The 20032-nt window shown below is 39.6% G+C and carries 21 protein-coding genes; 13 read left to right on the top strand and 8 right to left on the bottom strand.

What is annotated here, in order from left to right; all coding sequences use genetic code 11:
• Positions 1-5 precede the first annotated feature (5 nt).
• The gene (locus DK857_RS08500) at positions 6-353 is read left to right on the top strand and encodes a gamma-glutamylcyclotransferase family protein (protein ID WP_023583593.1); all 348 of its coding nucleotides are present in this window, start codon (positions 6-8) and stop codon (positions 351-353) included.
• Positions 354-441: 88 nt separating this feature from the next.
• On the opposite strand, the gene DK857_RS08495 is transcribed toward DK857_RS08500, so the two are convergent.
• From DK857_RS08495 to fbp, 3 genes are all read right to left on the bottom strand, one after another.
• Complete coding sequence (locus DK857_RS08495) at positions 442-2070, bottom strand: sulfatase family protein (protein WP_109394683.1); 1629 nt, start codon at positions 2068-2070, stop codon at positions 442-444.
• A 330-nt stretch (positions 2071-2400) separates the two neighbouring features.
• Positions 2401-2928, bottom strand: coding sequence for an inorganic diphosphatase (gene ppa / locus DK857_RS08490; protein WP_098941362.1), 528 nt, complete (start codon positions 2926-2928; stop codon positions 2401-2403).
• 199 nt (positions 2929-3127) lie between these two features.
• A complete protein-coding gene (gene fbp / locus DK857_RS08485) occupies positions 3128-4135 on the bottom strand; it encodes a class 1 fructose-bisphosphatase (RefSeq protein WP_109394679.1) in 1008 nt (335 codons plus the stop codon).
• Between the two features lie 165 nt (positions 4136-4300).
• On the opposite strand from fbp, the gene mpl reads away from it, so the two are divergent.
• The gene (gene mpl, locus DK857_RS08480) at positions 4301-5680 is read left to right on the top strand and encodes a UDP-N-acetylmuramate:L-alanyl-gamma-D-glutamyl-meso-diaminopimelate ligase (RefSeq protein WP_109401977.1); all 1380 of its coding nucleotides are present in this window, start codon (positions 4301-4303) and stop codon (positions 5678-5680) included.
• Positions 5681-5738: 58 nt separating this feature from the next.
• Here the strand turns inward: mpl and argR are convergent, their stop codons facing one another.
• Entirely contained in the window at positions 5739-6209 is a 471-nt protein-coding gene (gene argR, locus DK857_RS08475; protein WP_006535714.1) for a transcriptional regulator ArgR, read from the bottom strand.
• Between the two features lie 448 nt (positions 6210-6657).
• On the opposite strand from argR, the gene mdh reads away from it, so the two are divergent.
• Positions 6658-7596, top strand: a complete 939-nt coding sequence (mdh, locus tag DK857_RS08470) for a malate dehydrogenase (protein WP_088493988.1) — start codon at positions 6658-6660, stop codon at positions 7594-7596.
• Positions 7597-7698: 102 nt separating this feature from the next.
• On the opposite strand, the gene DK857_RS08465 is transcribed toward mdh, so the two are convergent.
• Positions 7699-7965, bottom strand: a complete 267-nt coding sequence (locus DK857_RS08465; protein WP_075672811.1) for a helix-turn-helix domain-containing protein — start codon at positions 7963-7965, stop codon at positions 7699-7701.
• Positions 7966-8151: 186 nt separating this feature from the next.
• Here DK857_RS08465 and DK857_RS08460 point away from each other — a divergent pair, with 186 nt between their 5' ends.
• Together DK857_RS08460 and DK857_RS08455 are read left to right on the top strand one after the other, a co-directional pair.
• On the top strand, positions 8152-8502 hold the full coding sequence (locus DK857_RS08460; RefSeq protein ID WP_098941361.1) for a DNA-binding protein: 351 nt from the start codon (positions 8152-8154) through the stop codon (positions 8500-8502).
• A gap of 82 nt (positions 8503-8584) precedes the next feature.
• Complete coding sequence (locus DK857_RS08455) at positions 8585-9001, top strand: DNA-binding protein (RefSeq protein WP_023583583.1); 417 nt, start codon at positions 8585-8587, stop codon at positions 8999-9001.
• Between the two features lie 49 nt (positions 9002-9050).
• On the opposite strand, the gene ispB is transcribed toward DK857_RS08455, so the two are convergent.
• Positions 9051-10022, bottom strand: a complete 972-nt coding sequence (gene ispB, locus DK857_RS08450; RefSeq protein ID WP_075672813.1) for an octaprenyl diphosphate synthase — start codon at positions 10020-10022, stop codon at positions 9051-9053.
• A 262-nt stretch (positions 10023-10284) separates the two neighbouring features.
• Between ispB and rplU the strand changes: the two genes are divergently transcribed.
• From rplU to cgtA, 3 genes are all read left to right on the top strand, one after another.
• A complete protein-coding gene (rplU, locus tag DK857_RS08445) occupies positions 10285-10593 on the top strand; it encodes a 50S ribosomal protein L21 (RefSeq protein ID WP_006535707.1) in 309 nt (102 codons plus the stop codon).
• 19 nt (positions 10594-10612) lie between these two features.
• On the top strand, positions 10613-10870 hold the full coding sequence (rpmA, locus tag DK857_RS08440) for a 50S ribosomal protein L27 (protein WP_006535706.1): 258 nt from the start codon (positions 10613-10615) through the stop codon (positions 10868-10870).
• A gap of 130 nt (positions 10871-11000) precedes the next feature.
• Positions 11001-12173 carry an Obg family GTPase CgtA gene (cgtA, locus tag DK857_RS08435; RefSeq protein WP_109401976.1) on the top strand — a complete coding sequence of 391 codons (1173 nt, stop codon included), beginning with the start codon at positions 11001-11003 and terminating at the stop codon, positions 12171-12173.
• Between the two features lie 86 nt (positions 12174-12259).
• On the opposite strand, the gene dacB is transcribed toward cgtA, so the two are convergent.
• A complete protein-coding gene (gene dacB / locus DK857_RS08430) occupies positions 12260-13702 on the bottom strand; it encodes a serine-type D-Ala-D-Ala carboxypeptidase (RefSeq protein WP_109401975.1) in 1443 nt (480 codons plus the stop codon).
• Positions 13703-14111: 409 nt separating this feature from the next.
• On the opposite strand from dacB, the gene greA reads away from it, so the two are divergent.
• Positions 14112-14588 carry a transcription elongation factor GreA gene (greA, locus tag DK857_RS08425; protein ID WP_069369849.1) on the top strand — a complete coding sequence of 159 codons (477 nt, stop codon included), beginning with the start codon at positions 14112-14114 and terminating at the stop codon, positions 14586-14588.
• 121 nt (positions 14589-14709) lie between these two features.
• Here greA and yhbY read toward each other — a convergent pair whose 3' ends face one another.
• Positions 14710-15003 carry a ribosome assembly RNA-binding protein YhbY gene (gene yhbY, locus DK857_RS08420; RefSeq protein WP_036914752.1) on the bottom strand — a complete coding sequence of 98 codons (294 nt, stop codon included), beginning with the start codon at positions 15001-15003 and terminating at the stop codon, positions 14710-14712.
• 145 nt (positions 15004-15148) lie between these two features.
• Between yhbY and rlmE the strand changes: the two genes are divergently transcribed.
• The 4 genes from rlmE to glmM all read left to right on the top strand — a co-directional run bounded on the left by rlmE (position 15149) and on the right by glmM (position 20031).
• Positions 15149-15778 (top strand): 23S rRNA (uridine(2552)-2'-O)-methyltransferase RlmE, encoded by a 630-nt coding sequence (rlmE, locus tag DK857_RS08415; protein ID WP_098941358.1) that lies wholly within the window; start codon positions 15149-15151, stop codon positions 15776-15778.
• Between the two features lie 47 nt (positions 15779-15825).
• A complete protein-coding gene (gene ftsH / locus DK857_RS08410) occupies positions 15826-17772 on the top strand; it encodes an ATP-dependent zinc metalloprotease FtsH (RefSeq protein ID WP_075673624.1) in 1947 nt (648 codons plus the stop codon).
• 82 nt (positions 17773-17854) lie between these two features.
• On the top strand, positions 17855-18697 hold the full coding sequence (gene folP / locus DK857_RS08405; protein ID WP_109394671.1) for a dihydropteroate synthase: 843 nt from the start codon (positions 17855-17857) through the stop codon (positions 18695-18697).
• On the top strand, positions 18694-20031 hold the full coding sequence (gene glmM / locus DK857_RS08400) for a phosphoglucosamine mutase (RefSeq protein WP_075673622.1): 1338 nt from the start codon (positions 18694-18696) through the stop codon (positions 20029-20031). Before folP ends, glmM begins: the two co-directional genes overlap by 4 nt.
• Position 20032 lies beyond the last annotated feature (1 nt).

The raw sequence follows: 20032 nt of genomic DNA, 5'->3' as shown, positions 1-20032 counted from the left end.
ATTATATGCGAATTATTGTTTATGGTAGTTTACGGCAAAACCAAGGTAACCATCACTGGATGACCTATGCACAGCTTTTAGGTGAGCATAAGTTAGTGGGATATAAACTCTATGATTTAGGGTTTTATCCTGCAGTTATTGAAGGTGAAGGGGAGATAGAGTGCGAAGTCTATCGAATAACGCCTTCTATCTTGACAGAGCTCGATGAATTGAAAAAGAACGATCAGGATTACAAGCGCCAACTGATTTCAACGCCTTATGGTAGTGCTTGGATCTATCTTTATCAAAAGCCTGTTGATGGTTTACGTGAAATAAAATGCGGTGACTGGCTAAAACGTCACGAAGAAGAGTAATCGGTTAAATTTACCTCTTACTGAAAGGTGTCTGAAAACGGCTTGATAGTGATATCGAGCCGTTTTTATATGAGAAATAACTAAATGTTTATTTTTCACAGATATAAGAGAGGCGTGCTTCTTTATATAAATTAAGTCGCATTCGTCTCGCTTTATCTATTTCATTTTCAGCCAATAATGGTCTAATTTTTTTCTGATAAACTTGAATACTTGTTTCACCTGTATGGTGTTGATATCCCACTTCATGGCTACGCCATTTTTTATTAATAATTACTTCTTGAATATAAAAAGGATCTGAATTATTTCGGATTTCATTGTCTAATTTGATCCGTAATTCTTTTTTTATTTGTTGATAATCAGGATGGTGACTGAGGTTTTGGGTTTCACCTCGATCATTAACCATATCGTAGAGTTCTTCTTCTTCATCTTCTTTGTAAATAATATATTTAAAGTTTTCTGTTCTTAACATTCTAGCTGGTTGGACATCGACATTTCGGTCAGTATTCCAGTGACAAATGACACTATTTCTCCATTCTTTCACTGTCTTTCCGGTTAATAATGGGTACAGAGAGCGACCATAAATATTTTTAGGGTAATCAATTCCGATATAATCACAGAGAGTGGGTAATAAATCACAAAGGGATGTTAATTCATGTTTTAAAGCGCCAGATTGAATACCCGGGCCTGAAAATGCAAAAGGCACATTTGTCGATTCTTCATAAAACCAATTCATTTTAGCGACTAATCGATGTGCTCCCATTGCATCACCATGGTCAGAGAAGAAGACAATAAGCGTATCTTCCCAATACCCACTCTCTTTTAATGCATTGATAACTTGTCCTATATAACTATCTACCAATTCAGTAAAATAGTAATAGGCTTTGAGATATTGCTGGAAATTTCTCTCATTCCATTTCCCTGATTGCATAACTCTGTTATGTGTACAGCAAGCGTATTGAATAGCTTTAGGTCTATTTTTAAGGTCATCGGCAGTGTCAAAGTTATCAAGTAAAGGTGGCAATTGTCCGATATTTTCGATGTCACCATGCTCACCCGCAAAATTTCCTGTCCATCCATTTATATTGTGTGGATTATTAAATTCAACGGCTAATAAAAATGGCTTTTTTTCCTCTCTTTTGGGGAGTGAATTGATATATTTCAGGCTTTCTTCTAAACAATACACATCTTCTTTCGTATCATAATCAACAGGAAAGGCGGGGTGAGCATTAAATTCTTTTTCTATTTGAGGTGCACAATCAAATCCTTCTAATGAGCCATAATCATGCTGTTTTCCAAAATGTTTACACTCATATCCCACTTGTGAAAACAACGTTCCTAATGTGGACATTGTTTCTGGTATGTTTGGACTGTCATTGGAAATAATGCCTGTCTGGTGTGGTAATTTTCCAGTCCAAAAACAAGCCCTTGAAGGAGCACATAAGGGATAAGCACAATACGCATTATGGAAACTTGTTCCCGTATTTAAAATCGAGTCGATAACGGGAGTTTTTACCTCTTTGTTGCCATAAGCAGAGATACCTCGCTTTGCTAATTGGTCTGCGGTAATAATTAAAATATTCTTAGGGTTTTTAGGTGTATTTAATGGGGTTATATACTCTTTTGTTGATGAGGATAATGCAGACAGTGGTGAAACCAGTGATAATCCTGTCGCACCCACGGCAGCACCCTTTAACAAATCTCGACGTGTTATAGACATTTTAACCTCTCTTATTTATTAGATATGGTAGTAACATAGATTAAAAAATCTTCAATTTCTTTTGAATTGATCACATGAAACCAATCGAAGGTGTTTTTGAAAGTATGCGAAAGTTAATATTTGTGATTTAAAGAGGGTAATTTATCTATGATGAACAAAAGAGAACATAAGATGTGAGAACAAGTAGGGAAGAAAGTGGATTTTAATTTATTAAATTTAAAGGCACACTTTTTAACTGAAAATAGGGAGCTAAAAGATGAAGAAATAAAAGGCAAATAAACCTAATACTAGGGTGTTATTTGCCTTGTAATATCTTGATTTACTAAAGGATTATTTTTTAGCGCGTTCGAAAGAAGACAGAATTTCAGCTTTAGCGGCTTCTACGCCTTCCCAACCGTCAACTTTAACCCATTTGCCAGCTTCTAAATCTTTGTAGTGTTCAAAGAAATGTTTGATCTGTGCTTTTAACAGTTCTGGCAGATCGTTCACATCTTTAATGTGATCGTATTCTTTGCTCAGTTTAGTGTGTGGTACTGCAACTAGTTTCGCATCTTCACCTGATTCGTCAGTCATTTTCAGTACGCCAACAGGGCGGCAACGGATAACTGAACCTGGTTGTAATGGATATGGAGTTGGAACCAGAACGTCTACTGGGTCACCATCTAAAGATAACGTGTTGTTGATGTAACCGTAGTTGCATGGGTAGAACATTGCAGTTGACATAAAACGGTCAACAAACAGTGCGCCACTTTCTTTATCAACTTCGTATTTGATAGGATCAGCATTTGCTGGGATTTCAATAACAACATAGATATCTTCTGGTAGTTCTTTACCAGCAGGAACATGATTCAGGCTCATAAAAAATTTCCTATAAAAAAATTAATTTTACGTGGCCTGTAGTATAGCGAAAAGTTTTTAACAATACCCGTTTTTTGCCGAACATGTTGAGTTCTGACGTAAAAATAAGCAGTAAATAAAAGGAAGCACTATTTTCAAAGATGAAAAAACCGGACGAATAAGAAGTCCGGTTTATCTATGTTAGTGCCAAACGAATGGATTATTCTTCGTCTGGATATTGCGCCATAAAGCTTTCAGCTTGTTCAACCATCGATTTAGTGCCTACGAAGAAAGGCATACGTTGGTGAAGTTCTGTTGGTTCGATATCTAGAATACGCTCTTTACCGTTACTTGCTTTACCGCCAGCTTGTTCGGCTAAGAACGCCATTGGATTGCATTCATAGAGTAAACGTAATTTACCAGTAGGGTGACTTGCAGTACTTGGATAAATATAAATCCCCCCCTTCAGTAAGTTGCGGTGAAAATCAGCAACTAAAGAACCAATATAGCGTGTGGTATAAGGGCGATTTGTTGCTGCGTCTTGTTCTTGGCAATACTTAATATATTTTTTTACGCCTAATGGGAATTTGATGTAGTTACCTTCATTGATTGAGTACATATTTCCTGTTGGTGGAAAATGTACGCTTTCATGAGATAAACAGAATACACCTAAAGATGGATCGTAAGTAAAGGCATGAACACCACAACCTGTTGTATAAACTAACATGGTTGATGAGCCATAAACAACATAGCCTGCTGCTACTTGACGATGACCTGGTTGTAAGAAGTCATCTAAAGTGACAGATTGACCAATTGGTGTAATACGGTGGTAAATAGAGAAAATTGTTCCGACGGAAACGTTTACATCAATATTCGACGAACCGTCTAAAGGATCCATTAGTACAACATACTTAGCATTTTCAGCACGATCACCTTCAAAGATAACAATATCATCTTCTTCTTCTGATCCGATACCCGCAACTTCACCACGCGCTTTTAATGCAGCTTTTAGTTTCTCATTCGCGTAAAGATCCAGTTTCATCTGGGCTTCACCTTGAACATTAGAAACACCGTTAGTACCAAGAATATCGACTAACCCAGCTTTGTTAATATCACGGTGGATAATTTTAGCCCCAAGCTTAATTGCTGAAAGCAATGCAGTAAGTTCACCAGTTGCATGGGGAAAATCTTGTTGTTTCTCGACGATAAATTCGCCTAATGTTTTCATGACGCAGGTCCTGAATGTGAGTGGGTAAAGTAAAAAAGGAGAGAAAATCTCCTTGGTGGTGGCAAGTTTAGCCAAAGAATCGGATGATTCAAAGGTTAATCCGTTTCTTATCTGCTTTTTGATCGTTAGAATAGTGACCAACTTCATGCTATTGGACAGAAATTCATGCACATTCATATTCTTGGTATTTGTGGCACCTTTATGGGAAGTCTTGCCATTCTCGCTAGAGCAAAGGGACATAAAGTCACAGGCTCAGACGCTAATGTCTATCCACCCATGAGTACTTTATTAGAAAATCAGGGAATTGAACTGATTGAGGGATATGACCCAAAACAATTAGAACCTGCCCCTGACATGGTGATTATTGGTAATGCGATGACACGAGGAAATCCTTGTGTTGAAGCTGTACTTGAAAAAGGTTTGCCTTATACCTCTGGCCCTCAGTGGCTACATGATTATATTTTGCCTGAACGTTGGGTGTTAGCCGTTGCTGGAACACATGGCAAGACAACAACAGCGGGTATGCTAGCTTGGGTTTTAGAAGACTGTGGTTATAAACCGGGATTTTTAATCGGCGGTGTACCAGGTAATTTCCAAGTATCTGCACAGTTAGGTGAAAGCCCCTTCTTTGTGATTGAAGCAGATGAATATGACAGTGCTTTCTTTGATAAGCGCTCTAAATTTGTTCATTACGCTCCACGCACATTGATTTTAAATAATCTTGAATTTGATCACGCTGATATTTTTGATGATTTGGCGGCAATTCAAAAACAATTCCATCATTTAGTTCGTATTGTCCCAGGTACTGGAAAAATCATCATGCCTGATAATGATATGAATTTAAAACAGACCATTGGAATGGGATGTTGGAGTGAACAAGAATTCACAGGTGAAACTGGAGATTGGCAAGCTAAAAAACTCAGTAATGACAGTAGCCATTTTGAGGTATTCCACAAAGGTGAGCGAGTCGGAGAGGTGTGTTGGGGACTTTCTGGTGAACACAACATGCAAAATGGCTTAATGGCGATTGTTGCAGCGCACCACGTTGGTGTTTTACCTGCGGATGCTTGTAAATCATTAGATAAATTTATTAATGCGCGTCGTCGCTTAGAGTTACGTGGTGAAGTTAATCAAGTCAGTGTTTATGATGACTTTGCACATCATCCCACAGCGATTTTGGCAACGCTTGAAGCGTTACGCAGTAAAGTCGGTGGAACAGCTCGTATTATTGCAGTGCTAGAGCCTCGTTCAAATACCATGAAAATGGGAATTAGCAAGGATGATATCGCACCTGCATTAGGCCGTGCTGATGAAGTCTTTTTATTCCAGCCACCTAATATTCAATGGTTAGTGAGTGATATCGCAGAGCATTGTGTGCAACCTGCTCGCTGGAGTACAGATCTGGATACATTAGTCGATATGATTGCGAAAGAAGCTCAAGCGGGCGATCATATTTTGATTATGAGCAATGGTGGTTTTGGGGGTATTCATGGAAAACTGCTCGCAAAATTAGCACAGCCTAAAGATTCTGATAGTCAGTATTAAAAATAAATAAGCCACTGAATTTTCAGTGGCTTATTTTTTGAAGCTGTAGAAAGGCTAATTATAATTCTTGATCAAAAAGATTCAGAATAGCGTCTCGTAATTCTTCCGTAGAAAATCCCGGTGCCGGTGTTGAAAAAATAGTGTCATCACCTGCAATACTGCCAAGGATACCTTCTGCTTTGCCTAATGAGTCTAATAAACGTGCAATAAGTTGTGCCGCACCTGGACTCGTTCTTATCACCACAACAGAATGGTTATGATCGATATCGAGTACCAGATTTTTTAATGGGCTGCTTGCTGTTGGTACGCCAAGCTCAGTAGGAAGGCAATAGACCATTTCCATTTTGGCGTTACGGGTTCTTACTGCACCAAATTTTGTTAGCATACGAGAGATTTTGGACTGATTAATATTATCAAATCCAGCCTCTTGTAATGCAGTCACAATCTCGCCTTGTGAACTGAATTTTTCTTCTTTCAGCAGGGCTTTAAACGCTTTAACCAAGTCTTCTTGCTTAGAAGGAACGCGCATAGTTCACCTTTAGTGAGTTATCAATAACCTGTGTATTATGCAGAGAAGTGAATTTTTATGCAACATAAGACGAAGAAATGCGAGTGATAGCCTCCTCAAAATTGTAAAGTAGAATGTACTGCAAAAAAATTTTATTTACAGCACGTGAATGTGATAGCTTAAAGAAAGTAAAGTATTTGTTAAATAAATGATAAGCTTAAATGATTATCACAAGGATGATGGTGTACTTAACACTTTGCCATATTTATTGAAATTATTTATCAAAAGGGTGTCCACTATCTCATTAACAGATAAGCAATTTGTTTAGAATAACCAAAGTATTATTTTTCACTAAAAATGCCTTATTATGCAATGTTGCTGTTAAATAATTGTTTTTTTAAAAAGTGAATTGCGTAATAGTGAGTATCTCGAAGGCGTTCCACTATCTCGTAAACTAAGGAGTATCAGAATGAAAGTAGCAGTTCTCGGTGCAGCAGGTGGTATTGGTCAGGCACTGGCACTTCTTCTTAAAAATCAGCTTCCAGCTGGTAGTGAACTCTCTTTATATGATATCGCTCCCGTCACACCGGGTGTCGCAGCTGACTTAAGTCATATCCCAACTCAAGTTACTGTAAAAGGTTTTGCGGGTGAAGATCCTTCTCCTGCGCTAAAAGGCGCTGACGTTGTTCTGATTTCTGCGGGCGTTGCTCGTAAACCAGGCATGGATCGTTCAGATCTTTTCAATGTTAACGCAGGTATCGTGCGTAACTTAATTGAAAAGGTTGCACAAAATTGTCCGAAAGCACTTATCGGTATCATTACTAACCCAGTGAATACAACCGTCGCTATCGCAGCAGAAGTGCTTAAAAAAGCAGGCGTTTACGATAAAAAACGTCTTTTCGGTATCACCACTCTCGACATTATTCGCGCCAATACCTTTGTTGCTGAACTAAAAGGTAAAGATCCACAAAAAACTAACGTTCCTGTGATTGGTGGACACTCCGGTGTGACTATTCTTCCTCTATTATCTCAAGTTGACGGCGTTTCATTTACTGATGACGAAGTTGCAGCACTGACTAAACGCATTCAAAACGCAGGTACTGAGGTTGTTGAAGCAAAAGCAGGTGGTGGATCCGCAACATTATCTATGGGCCAAGCTGCCGCTCGTTTTGGTCTTTCATTAATTCGCGCTCTAAATGGCGAGAAAAATGTTATTGAATGCACCTATACAGAAGGCGACGGAGAATATGCCCGTTTCTTTGCCCAACCTATTCTTTTAGGTAAAAACGGTGTAGAGGAATATTTATCTATTGGTAAATTAAGTGATTTTGAAAAGCAATCTCTTAATGGCATGTTAGATGTATTGAAAAAAGATATAATTCTTGGTGAAGAATTTATTAATAAATAAAGAAATACTTTTTTTTCTATAAAAATAATGCAAATTTAAATAAAAACCGCTGATACTATATCAGCGGTTTTTTTTATTAATTATAATATCTGTAATTATTAGTTAATTATTAGTTTTGGTACGAATCTTTCGTTCAAGTAATTCTCCTGTTTCAGGATGAAAATAACGGCTAGGCCAAATTTCACTAGGAGCTACACCAAGATAATCAGCAATGATTTTCTCTCCTTTAGGCCAAGGGCGTGACAGCGCATTAGCGAGTGTTGAAGAGCTTAACCCTGCTTGGCGAGAGATGGCAGCAAGTGTTGTTCCTCGTTTTCTAAGTGCGGCAATAATATCGGCAGGATGCCAATCAGATTTCCTTGAAATCATTTTTAATCCTTTTTCTATAAAATTGATTGCTGTGTTAGTGGTATAAATAACAGTTTATTAGAAATGTCCTAAAGCATTTAAACTGATTATTTAGAAAATAAAATAACATTATTTTTCTAAAAAGATTTCTGATTTTTTTCTTAATAATTTCTTTTTTGAAGTTGATAACAATTTTAGAGAAACATAATGAAAAAAGAGTGGTATACGGCAAAGGAATTGACGGGTATAGGTGGATTACCTAAATCACCACAAGGTGTAAATTCGAAAGCGAGACGAGAGTCTTGGCAAAAACAAAATGTAAAAAATAAGCAAGGTAGTGGTGTTGAATATCATTATTCTTGTTTACCAGAAAAAACTTTAATTGCTCTAGAACTTTATGAGCCATTAGCACATTACAAACTAAATAAAAAAGAGGAGCCACTCGTTATCTGGGTGAAAGCATTCCAACAACTAAATGATGGTGAACAAAAAACATTAACAGAGCTGATATTGCGGGATGGTATTAGAAGTTTTTTAGAAAAAGTCGTCAATGATTAAGCGATTTTAAAGAATCTATTATTGGGTTATCCGCAACAGATATCTATCTGACTAACCTCTTAGTTGAATGTGAGATGAGATCATGAAAAAAGAATGGTATACAGCGAAAGAATTAGTGGGGCTTGCGGGGTTACCTAACTCACCGCAGGGAGTTAACTTGATGGCGCGTCGTGAAGGATGGGAAAACCGTCGTAAACGTGGCGTGCAGGGAAAAGCTGTCGAGTATTCCGTAAAAAGTCTACCTGATGAGGTGATTAGTGTGCTTGCTGCACATGAACCTCCGGCTGAGTATTTATCAAAACGTCAGGATGCTTTTTTGATTTGGGTTGAAGCTTATTATCAACTGACAAAATCGGAACGAGAAAAGATTGTGAAATTCGTACTACGTGAAGGGCTGGCAAAGCTCATTAGCTATATTGATGCGGATAATCAGGATGCTATCGAACGAGAAAACGAAGAAGTGCTCAATAAATTGAAAAGCCCACCAGAATCGACGTAGTCGCTCTAGCGGGCTTCTTTACATAACTACGAGGGTTTATACATCAAAGTTATGATTGACGTTGTACAGCGACGTGAGCAAGCCCAATAAGCGCATCTTTATACGGTGAGTCAGGTATAATTGATAAAGCTTCAATCGCTTTGTCTGCTTCTTCTTCTGCTTTTTGACGGGTATATTCCAAAGAGCCACACTGTTTCATAGTATTTAAAACAGTATCCAATAAATGGCGGCCATTACCTTGTTCAATGGCTTGGCGAATTAATTGGGATTCTTCTTCATTGCCATTATGCATAGCATGAAGTAATGGCAACGTTGGTTTACCTTCATCAAGGTCATCACCAGTGTTTTTACCCAGCTGGTTGTTATCTGCATCATAATCAAGCAAATCGTCAATGAGCTGGAAAGCAGTCCCAAGATAACGACCATAATCTTGGAATGCTTTTTCTTGCTCAGGTGTCGCACCAGAAAGAATGGCTGATGCATGAGAAGCCGCTTCAAACAGACGAGCTGTTTTGCTGTAGATAACTTGCATATAGTCATCTTCAGAAATGTCAGGATCGTTACAATTCATTAATTGTAAAACTTCACCTTCAGCGATCACATTGGTGGCGCTAGACATTAATTTTAATACACGCATTGAATCAAGATCCGTCATCATCTGGAAGGATCGTGTATAAATAAAGTCGCCAACAAGGACACTGGCTGCATTTCCGAAGACAGCATTTGCCGTTTGTTTTCCTCTGCGCATATCAGATTCATCAACAACATCATCATGTAACAACGTTGCAGTATGAATAAACTCGATAAGCGCTGCGACCGAGATATGTTTGTCACCTTGATAGTCCAATGCTCGTCCAGTGAGCACTGCGATCATTGGTCGGATCCTTTTACCACCACCACTAATGATGTAGTAACCAAGTTGGTTTATCAAAGAAACATCTGAATTAAGCTGGTAAAGGATTGCCTCATTTACCGCAGCCATATCAGCGGATGTTAGTTTTATAATAGATTCTAAATTCATGTTTTTTCGACTTTGGCTCGCCAATGAGCGCGTTATTATTAATAAAAATGATCATGCCACAGATTTTACTCTCTTATAATTTAGATTGTACTTTAAAAATGGCTGAAATAAATATCGTGTAAAAAACTCTTTTTTTTAACGCTAGTTTGCGATCTGTACTTGTCATCGGCACTAAATTTGCGTAGAATTCGCGCCCTATGTGAATATTTTAATTGTGCACTCAAATTATACATATTGGGAGTGTGCGGAAAGCGGAGTTTATATGTACGCGGTTTTCCAAAGTGGTGGTAAACAACACCGAGTCAGCGAAGGTCAAACTATTCGTTTAGAGAAGCTGGAAGTAGCTACTGGCGAAACAATCGAGTTTGATACTGTAATGATGGTCGCTAATGGCGATGACATTCAAATTGGCGCTCCAATCCTTGCGGGCGTTAAAGTTAAAGCGGAAGTGGTTGCTCACGGTCGCGGCGATAAAGTTAAGATTGTTAAGTTCCGTCGTCGTAAACACAGCCGTAAACAACAGGGCCACCGTCAGTGGTTTACTGATGTTAAAATCACTGGTATCGCTTAAGGTTTAGGAGAGTAGTTCAATGGCACATAAAAAGGCTGGCGGCTCGACTCGTAACGGTCGTGATTCCGAAGCAAAACGTCTGGGTGTTAAACGTTTCGGTGGTGAAGCTGTATTAGCAGGTAGCATCATCGTTCGTCAACGTGGTACTAAGTTCCATGCAGGTACTAACGTTGGTTGTGGTCGTGACCACACCCTGTTTGCATTAGCTGACGGAAAAATTAAGTTCGAAGTTAAAGGTCCAAACAACCGTAAATTTATCAGCATCGAAGCTGAATAATTACTGGTCCTTTAAGCACCGAGTCAAAAGCCCTGCAAATATGTTGCGGGGCTTTTTATATTTAAAAAAGGCCATCTCTGGGTAATTTCGGCCATCCAGCACGTTAATGGCTACTATACGGAGTAAAATCATGAAATTTGTTGATGAGGCCAAGATCCTAATCGTCGCGGGCGATGGTGGTAACGGCTGTGTAAGCTTTCGTCGCGAAAAATATATCCCTAACGGGGGACCAGACGGTGGTGATGGTGGTGATGGTGGTGATGTCTATATGATTGCAGACGAAAACCTTAACACCTTAATTGATTACCGTTTTACAAAGTCCTATCGCGCAGAACGTGGTGAAAATGGTCACAGTCGTGACTGTACTGGTAAGCGTGGTCAAGATATTACTATCAGTGTTCCTGTCGGAACGCGTGTCCGTGATCTAGCAACAAATGAAGTCATTGCTGACTTAACTGCTCACGGCCAAAAGCAGATGGTTGCTAAAGGTGGCTTCCACGGTTTAGGCAATACTCGTTTTAAATCATCGGTTAACCGTGCTCCACGTCAACGTACAATGGGAACGCCAGGTGAATCTCGCGAAGTCCTATTAGAGCTAATGTTATTAGCTGATGTGGGGATGCTTGGTATGCCGAATGCGGGTAAATCCACATTTATTCGCGCTGTATCAGCAGCAAAACCTAAAGTTGCTGATTATCCATTTACAACATTAGTACCAAGCTTAGGCGTGGTGCGCATGGATAATCACCAAAGCTTTGTGGTTGCAGATATTCCCGGATTAATCGAAGGCGCTGCTGATGGTGCAGGTCTTGGGATCCAATTCTTAAAACACTTAGAACGCTGTCGTGTATTATTACACTTGATCGATATTGATCCTATTGATGGATCGGATCCTGTGGAAAATGCAAAAATTATTATCTCTGAATTAGAGAAATACAGCGAAAAATTAGCACAAAAACCACGTTGGTTAGTGTTCAATAAAGTTGATCTTCTCGATGCTGAAGAAGCAAAAGAGAAGGCAAAAGCAATTGTTGAAGCGCTGGGTTGGGATGAAAACTATTACATGATAGCGGCCATCAACCAGGAAGGTGTGAAAAAACTTTGCTGGAATATCATGGAATTCCTGAATGTTACTCCGCGTGAGCAAGATATTGTTGCAACTAAGGCAGAGCCAGGAAAAGTTGACTTTATGTGGGATGATTACCACAAAGAACAGCTTGAAAACCCTGATTTCGAAGAAGAAAATGATGATGATTGGGATGAAGATGACGACGAAGGTATTGAGTTTATCTACCAACGCTAATCATCATTCTAATTGTGATTAAAATAAAAAACGCCTGATTAGTCAGGCGTTTTTCATATCTATTACTTATATTATCAGGTGTAAATCTAGCGGTTGTTATACATATCTTTATACAGATTTGTTTCAAAACGCACTAAATAAGCACGTCCAGCATTACGATTCTGTGTAGGAGGTGAATACGCCGAAACGTATTGTACAAACGCCACTTTTTGTCCGTTTGCCGTGGTCATAAAGCCCGCAAGATTGTAAACCCCTTTTAATGACCCTGTTTTGGCAGAAACTTTGCCATCAACACCCGCTTCATGAAAACCGCCTCGATACTGTAATGTACCGTCATGTCCTGCAAGGGGAAGCATGGTAATAAAATTTAATTCACTTTCATGTTGTCCAATGTATTGAAGGATTTGCATCATGGTTGCAGGTGAAATGAGATTATGACGAGAAAGGCCAGAGCCATCAACCATAACAGTATTTCCTAAATCAATACCGGCTTTTTGTTTTAAAATAGCACGGGTTGCTTCTGCGCCAGAGCGCCAAGTGCCTGCAACGCCATAATACTCACGGCCAATAGTTCTAAATACGGTGTCTGCAATCATATTGTCAGACTCTTTTAGCATGGTAGTCAGTAAGTTATGTAATGGTTTTGATTGTGTCTGTGCTAGTACAGTAACTGGCGCTTTTAGTTGAGATCGACGTTTGACATATCCATCAAGTTCAATATTGGCACGCTGTAACTCTTCTTTTAAAATTGTACCAGACCAATGAGCACCATCTTGGATAGAGAACATTAAAGGGACTGCATCGTCACGTTTAGGAATACAACCTGTGATTACATAGGTATTTAAATCACGAACAGTGACATCTAATTCACAAAAACGGGTACGAGTTGAGCCTTTCTCATAAGTTTCAACTTCACTTAAAACGGTTACAGGATAGAAAGAGGCTTTACGTATTGTGGCAATATCACCTTCTTTTTTGCCACTTTGCAGTAAGACAGAAAAGCAGTTTTTATCAACAATAGCAGCACTAGGTGGGGCACTAAAGCATTGAGTTAGATCATTCCAAACCCAACCGGGTGCTTTGTCATGGCTTGAAAAAGCAGAAGTATCAATAAGCAAATCACCATGCACTTTTGTAACACCTGATTGTTTTAATACGGCAACCATTGCTCTTAATTGTTGGCGAGTTAATGTAGGATCGCCTGTAAAACGAAAGATCAAATCACCAATAAGCTGATTGTCTTTTATCTTACCTTCTGTTTCCATTGTTGTTGTAAATTGATAGTTTCCACCTAATTGAAGTAATGCCGCAAGTGCAGTCACCACTTTTTGAGTACTTGCTGGAAGTGCTAATTGATCGGCATGATAATTAAGGTTAGGAGAAGCAGCGCCAACGGGTTGAGTAATTAAACCTACTTGAGTTCCTTCGGGGAGAAGGGATGTGTAGTTTTCAACAGGTATCGCTTGGGTTGAAAAACTGATGATACTTAATGTGTAGAGTATCCGTCGAAATGTTGATAGTAAGCGCATAATTTCTCTATCCGTGACTATAGCGTGTAACGTTACAGTATTGATTGCCAGAGGCTAATACTAAAGGGCAATGAGGGCAAAAGTAAACGGTAACAAGCAGGATTAGCTCATTATCGGAAAAAGTCTGTTTATCTCTTTATAAAGAGAGATAAGGCGTGAAGCAATGCGTCTGTTGTGTTAGATTTAGTTTTAAGTCTGGGAGGTTTAGTTTACGTCCCAACAGCATGAGTTGGGAATATAATAGCGTCCCCTCATTCATCGAATATATGTAGAGACAGGCCCAATTTAAGGTTGCCTGTGTCTTTTTTTGTCTTGAGAAGAGTAAATAGATCCTTTTCTCTGTGTTGTTAGTATAAAAAATCAGGATGATACCTATTTTTTATTAGGAATAGTATTGAGGTATTAACACATGAATCAGATCCCTATGACAGTTCTAGGTGCAGAAAAATTACGCGAAGAGCTGGAATATTTAAAAGGTGTTCGTCGTCCCGAGATTATTGCCGCTATCGCTGAAGCTCGTGAACACGGAGACTTAAAAGAAAACGCGGAATATCATGCTGCAAGAGAGCAACAAGGTTTCTGTGAAGGTCGTATACAAGAAATTGAAGCAAAATTATCAAATGCTCAAGTCATTGATGTTACAAAGATGAATAACAATGGTCGAATTATTTTTGGTTCAACAGTGACGCTGTTAAATGTTGAAACCGAAGAAGAGCAAACTTACCGCATTGTTGGTGATGATGAAGCTAACATTAAAGAAAACTTAATTTCTGTTAACTCACCGATTGCGCGTGGGTTGATTGGTAAAGAGTTAGATGATGTCGTTGTTATCACTACACCAGGTGGACAAGTCGAATACGAAGTTTTAAACGTAGAATACATTTAATTTATAATTTTACGTTTCTATAGAAAACTAGCCTGCTATCCTGTGGTAATATAAAAAAGGCCTTAAAAGGCCTTTTTTGCCATAGAGTTAGTTATGGCATTTTTATATAAAGATACAAGTTTTATTTCGGTAAAATAATCTTACGTGCTTCTGAAGGACGATAAAGAACAAGAATTTTTCCGATAACTTGTACATTCTGTGCACCGCTTTCGCGTACAATCGCTGCCACGATCAAGTTTTTAACATCTCGATCTTCGCCTGCGATTTTGACTTTGATAAGCTCATGGTGCGCCAGAGCGAGTTCAATTTCTGCAAGAACGCCTTCAGTCAGCCCGTTGTTACCAATCATAACGACTGGATTCAGGTGATGAGCGAGCCCTTTCAGGTGTTGAATTTGTTTTTTGTTAAGAGTCATCATTAATTTTTGCTTTGTTGGGATTGAAAACGATCTATTCTAACGCCATCTCTCACTTATCACCATAAAATGTCGTTAATACGGGGTTAAATGAGTGAAAGAGTAAAAATATTGATAGCTAAGTGTATGATAGTTGGAAAACGCAATGGCCAATAAGAAACGTTCGGCAAGCTCTAGCCGCTGGTTACAAGAACATTTTAGTGATAAATATGTTCAGCAAGCACAGAAAAAAGGGTTTCGCTCTCGTGCTTGGTTTAAACTGGAAGAAATTCAGCAAAGTGACAATATCTTTAAACCAGGTATGACCGTTGTCGATTTAGGAGCAGCCCCAGGAGGGTGGTCTCAATATGTTGTACAGCAGTTAGGAAATAAAGGTCGAATTATCGCATGTGACCTTTTACCTATGGATCCTATAGTTGGAGTCGATTTCCTTCAAGGCGATTTTCGTGATGAACTTGTGTTGAAGGCATTGCTTGATAGAGTAGGTGAAAACAAAGTCCAGGTTGTCATGTCTGACATGGCTCCAAACATGAGCGGTACGCCCGCGGTCGATATCCCTCGATCCATGTATTTAGTAGAGTTAGCGCTTGATATGTGTCGTGATGTACTGGCTCCCGGGGGAAGTTTTATTGTCAAAGTGTTTCAGGGAGAAGGCTTTGATGAATACCTGGGGCAAATACGCTCCCTGTTTACGAAAGTGAAAGTTCGTAAACCAGACGCTTCGCGGTCTCGTTCTCGTGAGGTATATATTGTAGCCACAGGGCGTAAACTTTAGTACCCTAAAGCTATTTGTTAACACAGTTGTAATATGAGGTTAATCCCTTGAGTGACATGGCGAAAAACCTGATCCTCTGGCTAGTTATTGCAGTCGTTTTGATGTCATTATTCCAGAGCTTCGGACCCAGCGATTCGAATAGTCGTAAGGTGGATTACTCTACCTTTATCAATGAGTTAACTAATAACCAATTACGCGAGGTCAGCATAAGTGGTTATGATATTAATGTAACTAAAACAGATAACTCAAAGTACAGCACGTATATGCCTATGCGTGATGACAACCTGCTGACCACTCTAATGAACCGTAATGTAAAAGTAACGGGCGAGCCACTTGAAGGCCAAAGTCTTCTGACTCAAATTTTTGTGTCTTGGTTCCCAATGCTATTACTGATTGGTCTTTGGATTTTCTTTATGCGCCAAATGCAAGGTGGTGGCGGTAAAGGTGCGATGTCTTTCGGTAAAAGTAAGGCGCGCATGTTGACAGAAGACCAAATCAAAACAACCTTTGCTGATGTCGCGGGTTGTGATGAAGCGAAAGAAGAAGTAAGCGAATTAGTTGAGTATTTGCGTGATCCGGGTCGTTTCCAGAAATTAGGGGGTAAAATCCCTAAAGGTATTCTGATGGTAGGGCCTCCAGGTACAGGTAAAACATTATTGGCAAAAGCCATCGCGGGTGAAGCTAAAGTCCCATTCTTTACCATTTCAGGTTCTGATTTCGTTGAAATGTTCGTGGGTGTGGGTGCTTCTCGTGTTCGTGATATGTTTGAACAAGCTAAAAAAGCAGCACCTTGTATCATCTTTATTGATGAAATCGATGCGGTTGGTCGTCAACGTGGTGCTGGTTTAGGTGGTGGTCATGATGAACGTGAACAAACACTGAACCAAATGCTAGTTGAGATGGATGGTTTCGAAGGTAATGAAGGTATTATCGTTATAGCGGCAACTAACCGCCCAGACGTATTAGACCCAGCATTACTTCGCCCAGGTCGTTTTGACCGCCAAGTGGTTGTTGGTTTACCTGATGTACGTGGACGTGAGCAAATCCTTAAAGTCCATATGCGTCGTGTACCTTTATCACCAGACGTTGATCCAGCAATTTTAGCTCGTGGTACGCCAGGTTTCTCTGGTGCTGACTTAGCTAACTTAGTTAACGAAGCAGCTTTATTCGCTGCACGTGGTAATAAACGTGTTGTCTCAATGGTCGAATTTGAGAAAGCGAAAGATAAGATAATGATGGGCGCAGAGCGCCGTTCAATGGTGATGACTGAAGAGCAAAAAGCATCAACCGCTTATCATGAAGCTGGTCACGCAATTATTGGTCGTTTAGTACCTGAACATGATCCTGTGCATAAAGTGACGATTATTCCTCGTGGACGTGCATTAGGTGTGACTTTCTTCTTACCTGAAGGTGACCAAATTAGTGCGAGTCGTCAGAAATTAGAGAGCCAGATTTCAACACTTTACGGTGGTCGTTTAGCTGAAGAAATTATCTATGGTGTAGAGCATGTTTCTACAGGTGCTTCTAATGACATCAAAGTTGCAACCAATATTGCACGTAACATGGTGACACAGTGGGGCTTCTCTGAAAAATTAGGGCCATTACTGTACGCAGAAGAAGAAGGTGAAGTGTTCTTAGGTCGTTCTGTCGCTAAAGCGCAGCATATGTCTGATGAAACAGCGCGTACAATTGACGAAGAAATTAAAGCTATCGTTGATCGTAACTATGTTCGTGCTCGTCAGATCTTAATGGACAACCTTGATATTCTGCACTCAATGAAAGATGCACTGATGACTTATGAAACTATCGATGCGCCTCAAATTGATGATTTAATGAATCGTCGTGATGTTCGCCCACCTGCAGGTTGGGAAGGCAATAATGGCAATAGTGGTACAACGACTACTGCCCAGCCAGCGCAAACGCATGTAGCGAGTGAGCCAAAAGATAAGCCTGAGTCAGAAAGTGATACACCTTCTGATAAAAATACTCACTAATCCTTATTGGGTTATGCATATTGAGTAAGCTATAAATATAAACCCCAGGCTTCTGGGGTTTTTTTATGAAGGTATCAATGAAATGAAATTAATGGCTAGAGGAACAGAACTTAATTTATCAACACCTCAAGTTATGGGGATTTTGAATGTCACTCCAGACTCTTTCTCAGATGGTGGCACTCATAATTCACTTAATGATGCAGTTAACCACGCAGCAAAATTAATCGCTGAAGGGGCTTCTATCATCGATATTGGTGGTGAATCTACTAGACCCGGCGCAAGTGATGTCTCTATTGATGAAGAGTTACAGCGTGTTGTTCCTGTTGTTGAGGCTATTCGTCAACGTTTTGATATTTGGATCTCTGTTGATACATCCAAAGCTCAAGTCATTACTGAATCAGCAAATGCAGGTGCTTCAATTATCAATGATATTCGCTCTTTACAAGAGCCGGGAGCACTTGAAGCGGCGGCTAAAACAGGTTTGCCAGTATGTATTATGCATATGCAGGGTGACCCTAAAACCATGCAACAATCACCACATTATGAGAATGTGGTGATGGATGTTGATCGTTTTTTACAAGAAAATATTCAACGTTGTGTTGATGTTGGGATCGAAAAAAATCAAATTATTCTTGATCCAGGATTCGGCTTTGGTAAAAATTTAGCGCATAATTACCAATTATTAGCACACTTAAGTGAACTTCATCACTTTGGTCTACCCATACTTGCTGGAATGTCACGCAAATCAATGGTAGGACAACTATTGAATGTACCACCACAAGAGCGTGTTGCTGGTAGCGTGGCATGCGCTGTCATTGCAGCGATGCAAGGCGCACAAATTATTCGTGTACACGATGTTAAAGAGACTGTTGATGCGATGAAAGTCGTACAAGCGACTCTTTCTGCAAAGGAAAATAATGAATGAGCGAACGTAAATACTTTGGAACAGATGGTATCCGTGGAAAAGTAGGTGATAGTCCAATTACACCTGATTTTGTATTAAAACTAGGTTGGGCTGCGGGCAAAGTATTAGCACGTCATGGCTCTCGTAAAATCATTATTGGTAAAGATACACGTATTTCAGGTTATATGCTGGAATCTGCATTAGAGGCGGGTTTAGCTGCTGCAGGTTTATCTGCCTCATTTACAGGACCAATGCCAACACCTGCTGTTGCTTATTTAACGCGTACATTCCGTGCTGAAGCCGGGATCGTGATTTCAGCTTCTCATAACCCTTATTACGATAACGGGATCAAATTCTTCTCTATTGATGGCACAAAATTACCAGATGAAGTAGAAGAAGCTATTGAAGCTGAAATGGAAAAACCAATTACTTGTGTGGAATCAGCAGAGCTTGGTCGTGCAAATCGTATTGTGGATGCTGCGGGTCGTTACATTGAATTCTGTAAAGGGACTTTCCCAAATGAAAACAATCTTAACGGTCTAAAAGTGGTTGTCGATTGTGCTCATGGCGCAACATATCATATTGCACCAAACGTATTTCGTGAATTAGGTGCTGAAGTGATCACTATTGGTTGTGAGCCAACTGGTATCAATATCAACGAAGAATGTGGCGCAACAGATGTTCGCATGTTGCAAAAACGTGTATTAGAAGAAGGTGCTGATGTTGGTTTAGCTTTTGATGGTGACGGCGACCGTATCATCATGGTTGATCATCAAGGGCTAAAAGTTGATGGTGACCAAATTCTCTACATTATTGCGAGAGAAGCGTTACGCCAAGGTCAATTACGCGGTGGTGCAGTAGGTACTCTAATGAGCAATATGGGATTAGAGATAGCACTTAAACAACTGGGTATTCCTTTTGTAAGAGCAAAAGTGGGGGACCGCTATGTGCTTGAAAAATTACAAGAGAAAGGCTGGCGTTTAGGTGCTGAAAACTCAGGCCATATTATTTTATTAGATAAAACGACTACAGGTGATGGTATTGTTGCAGGTTTACAAGTTTTAAGTGCAATGGTACGTAATCACATGAGTCTGCATGATTTATGCAGTGGTATGAAACTATTACCACAAATTTTAGTGAATGTTCGTTTTACGGGCAGCCACGATCCACTACAAACACCTGAAGTTCAGAAAGTCGCGAAAGCGGTTGAAGACGAACTGGCAGGTAAAGGTCGTGTATTACTGCGTAAATCAGGAACAGAACCTTTAATTCGAGTCATGGTTGAAGGTGAAAATGAAGAGCAAGTCACTGCGATGGCAAATCGTATTGCTGACGCTGTAAAGCACGTTGGTTAAT

It is taken from the genome of Proteus terrae (genome assembly GCF_003144325.1).
GTDB lineage: Bacteria > Pseudomonadota > Gammaproteobacteria > Enterobacterales > Enterobacteriaceae > Proteus > Proteus terrae.
Note: the sequence above shows the minus strand (reverse complement) of the source record. Positions and strands in the feature narration are given on the sequence as shown.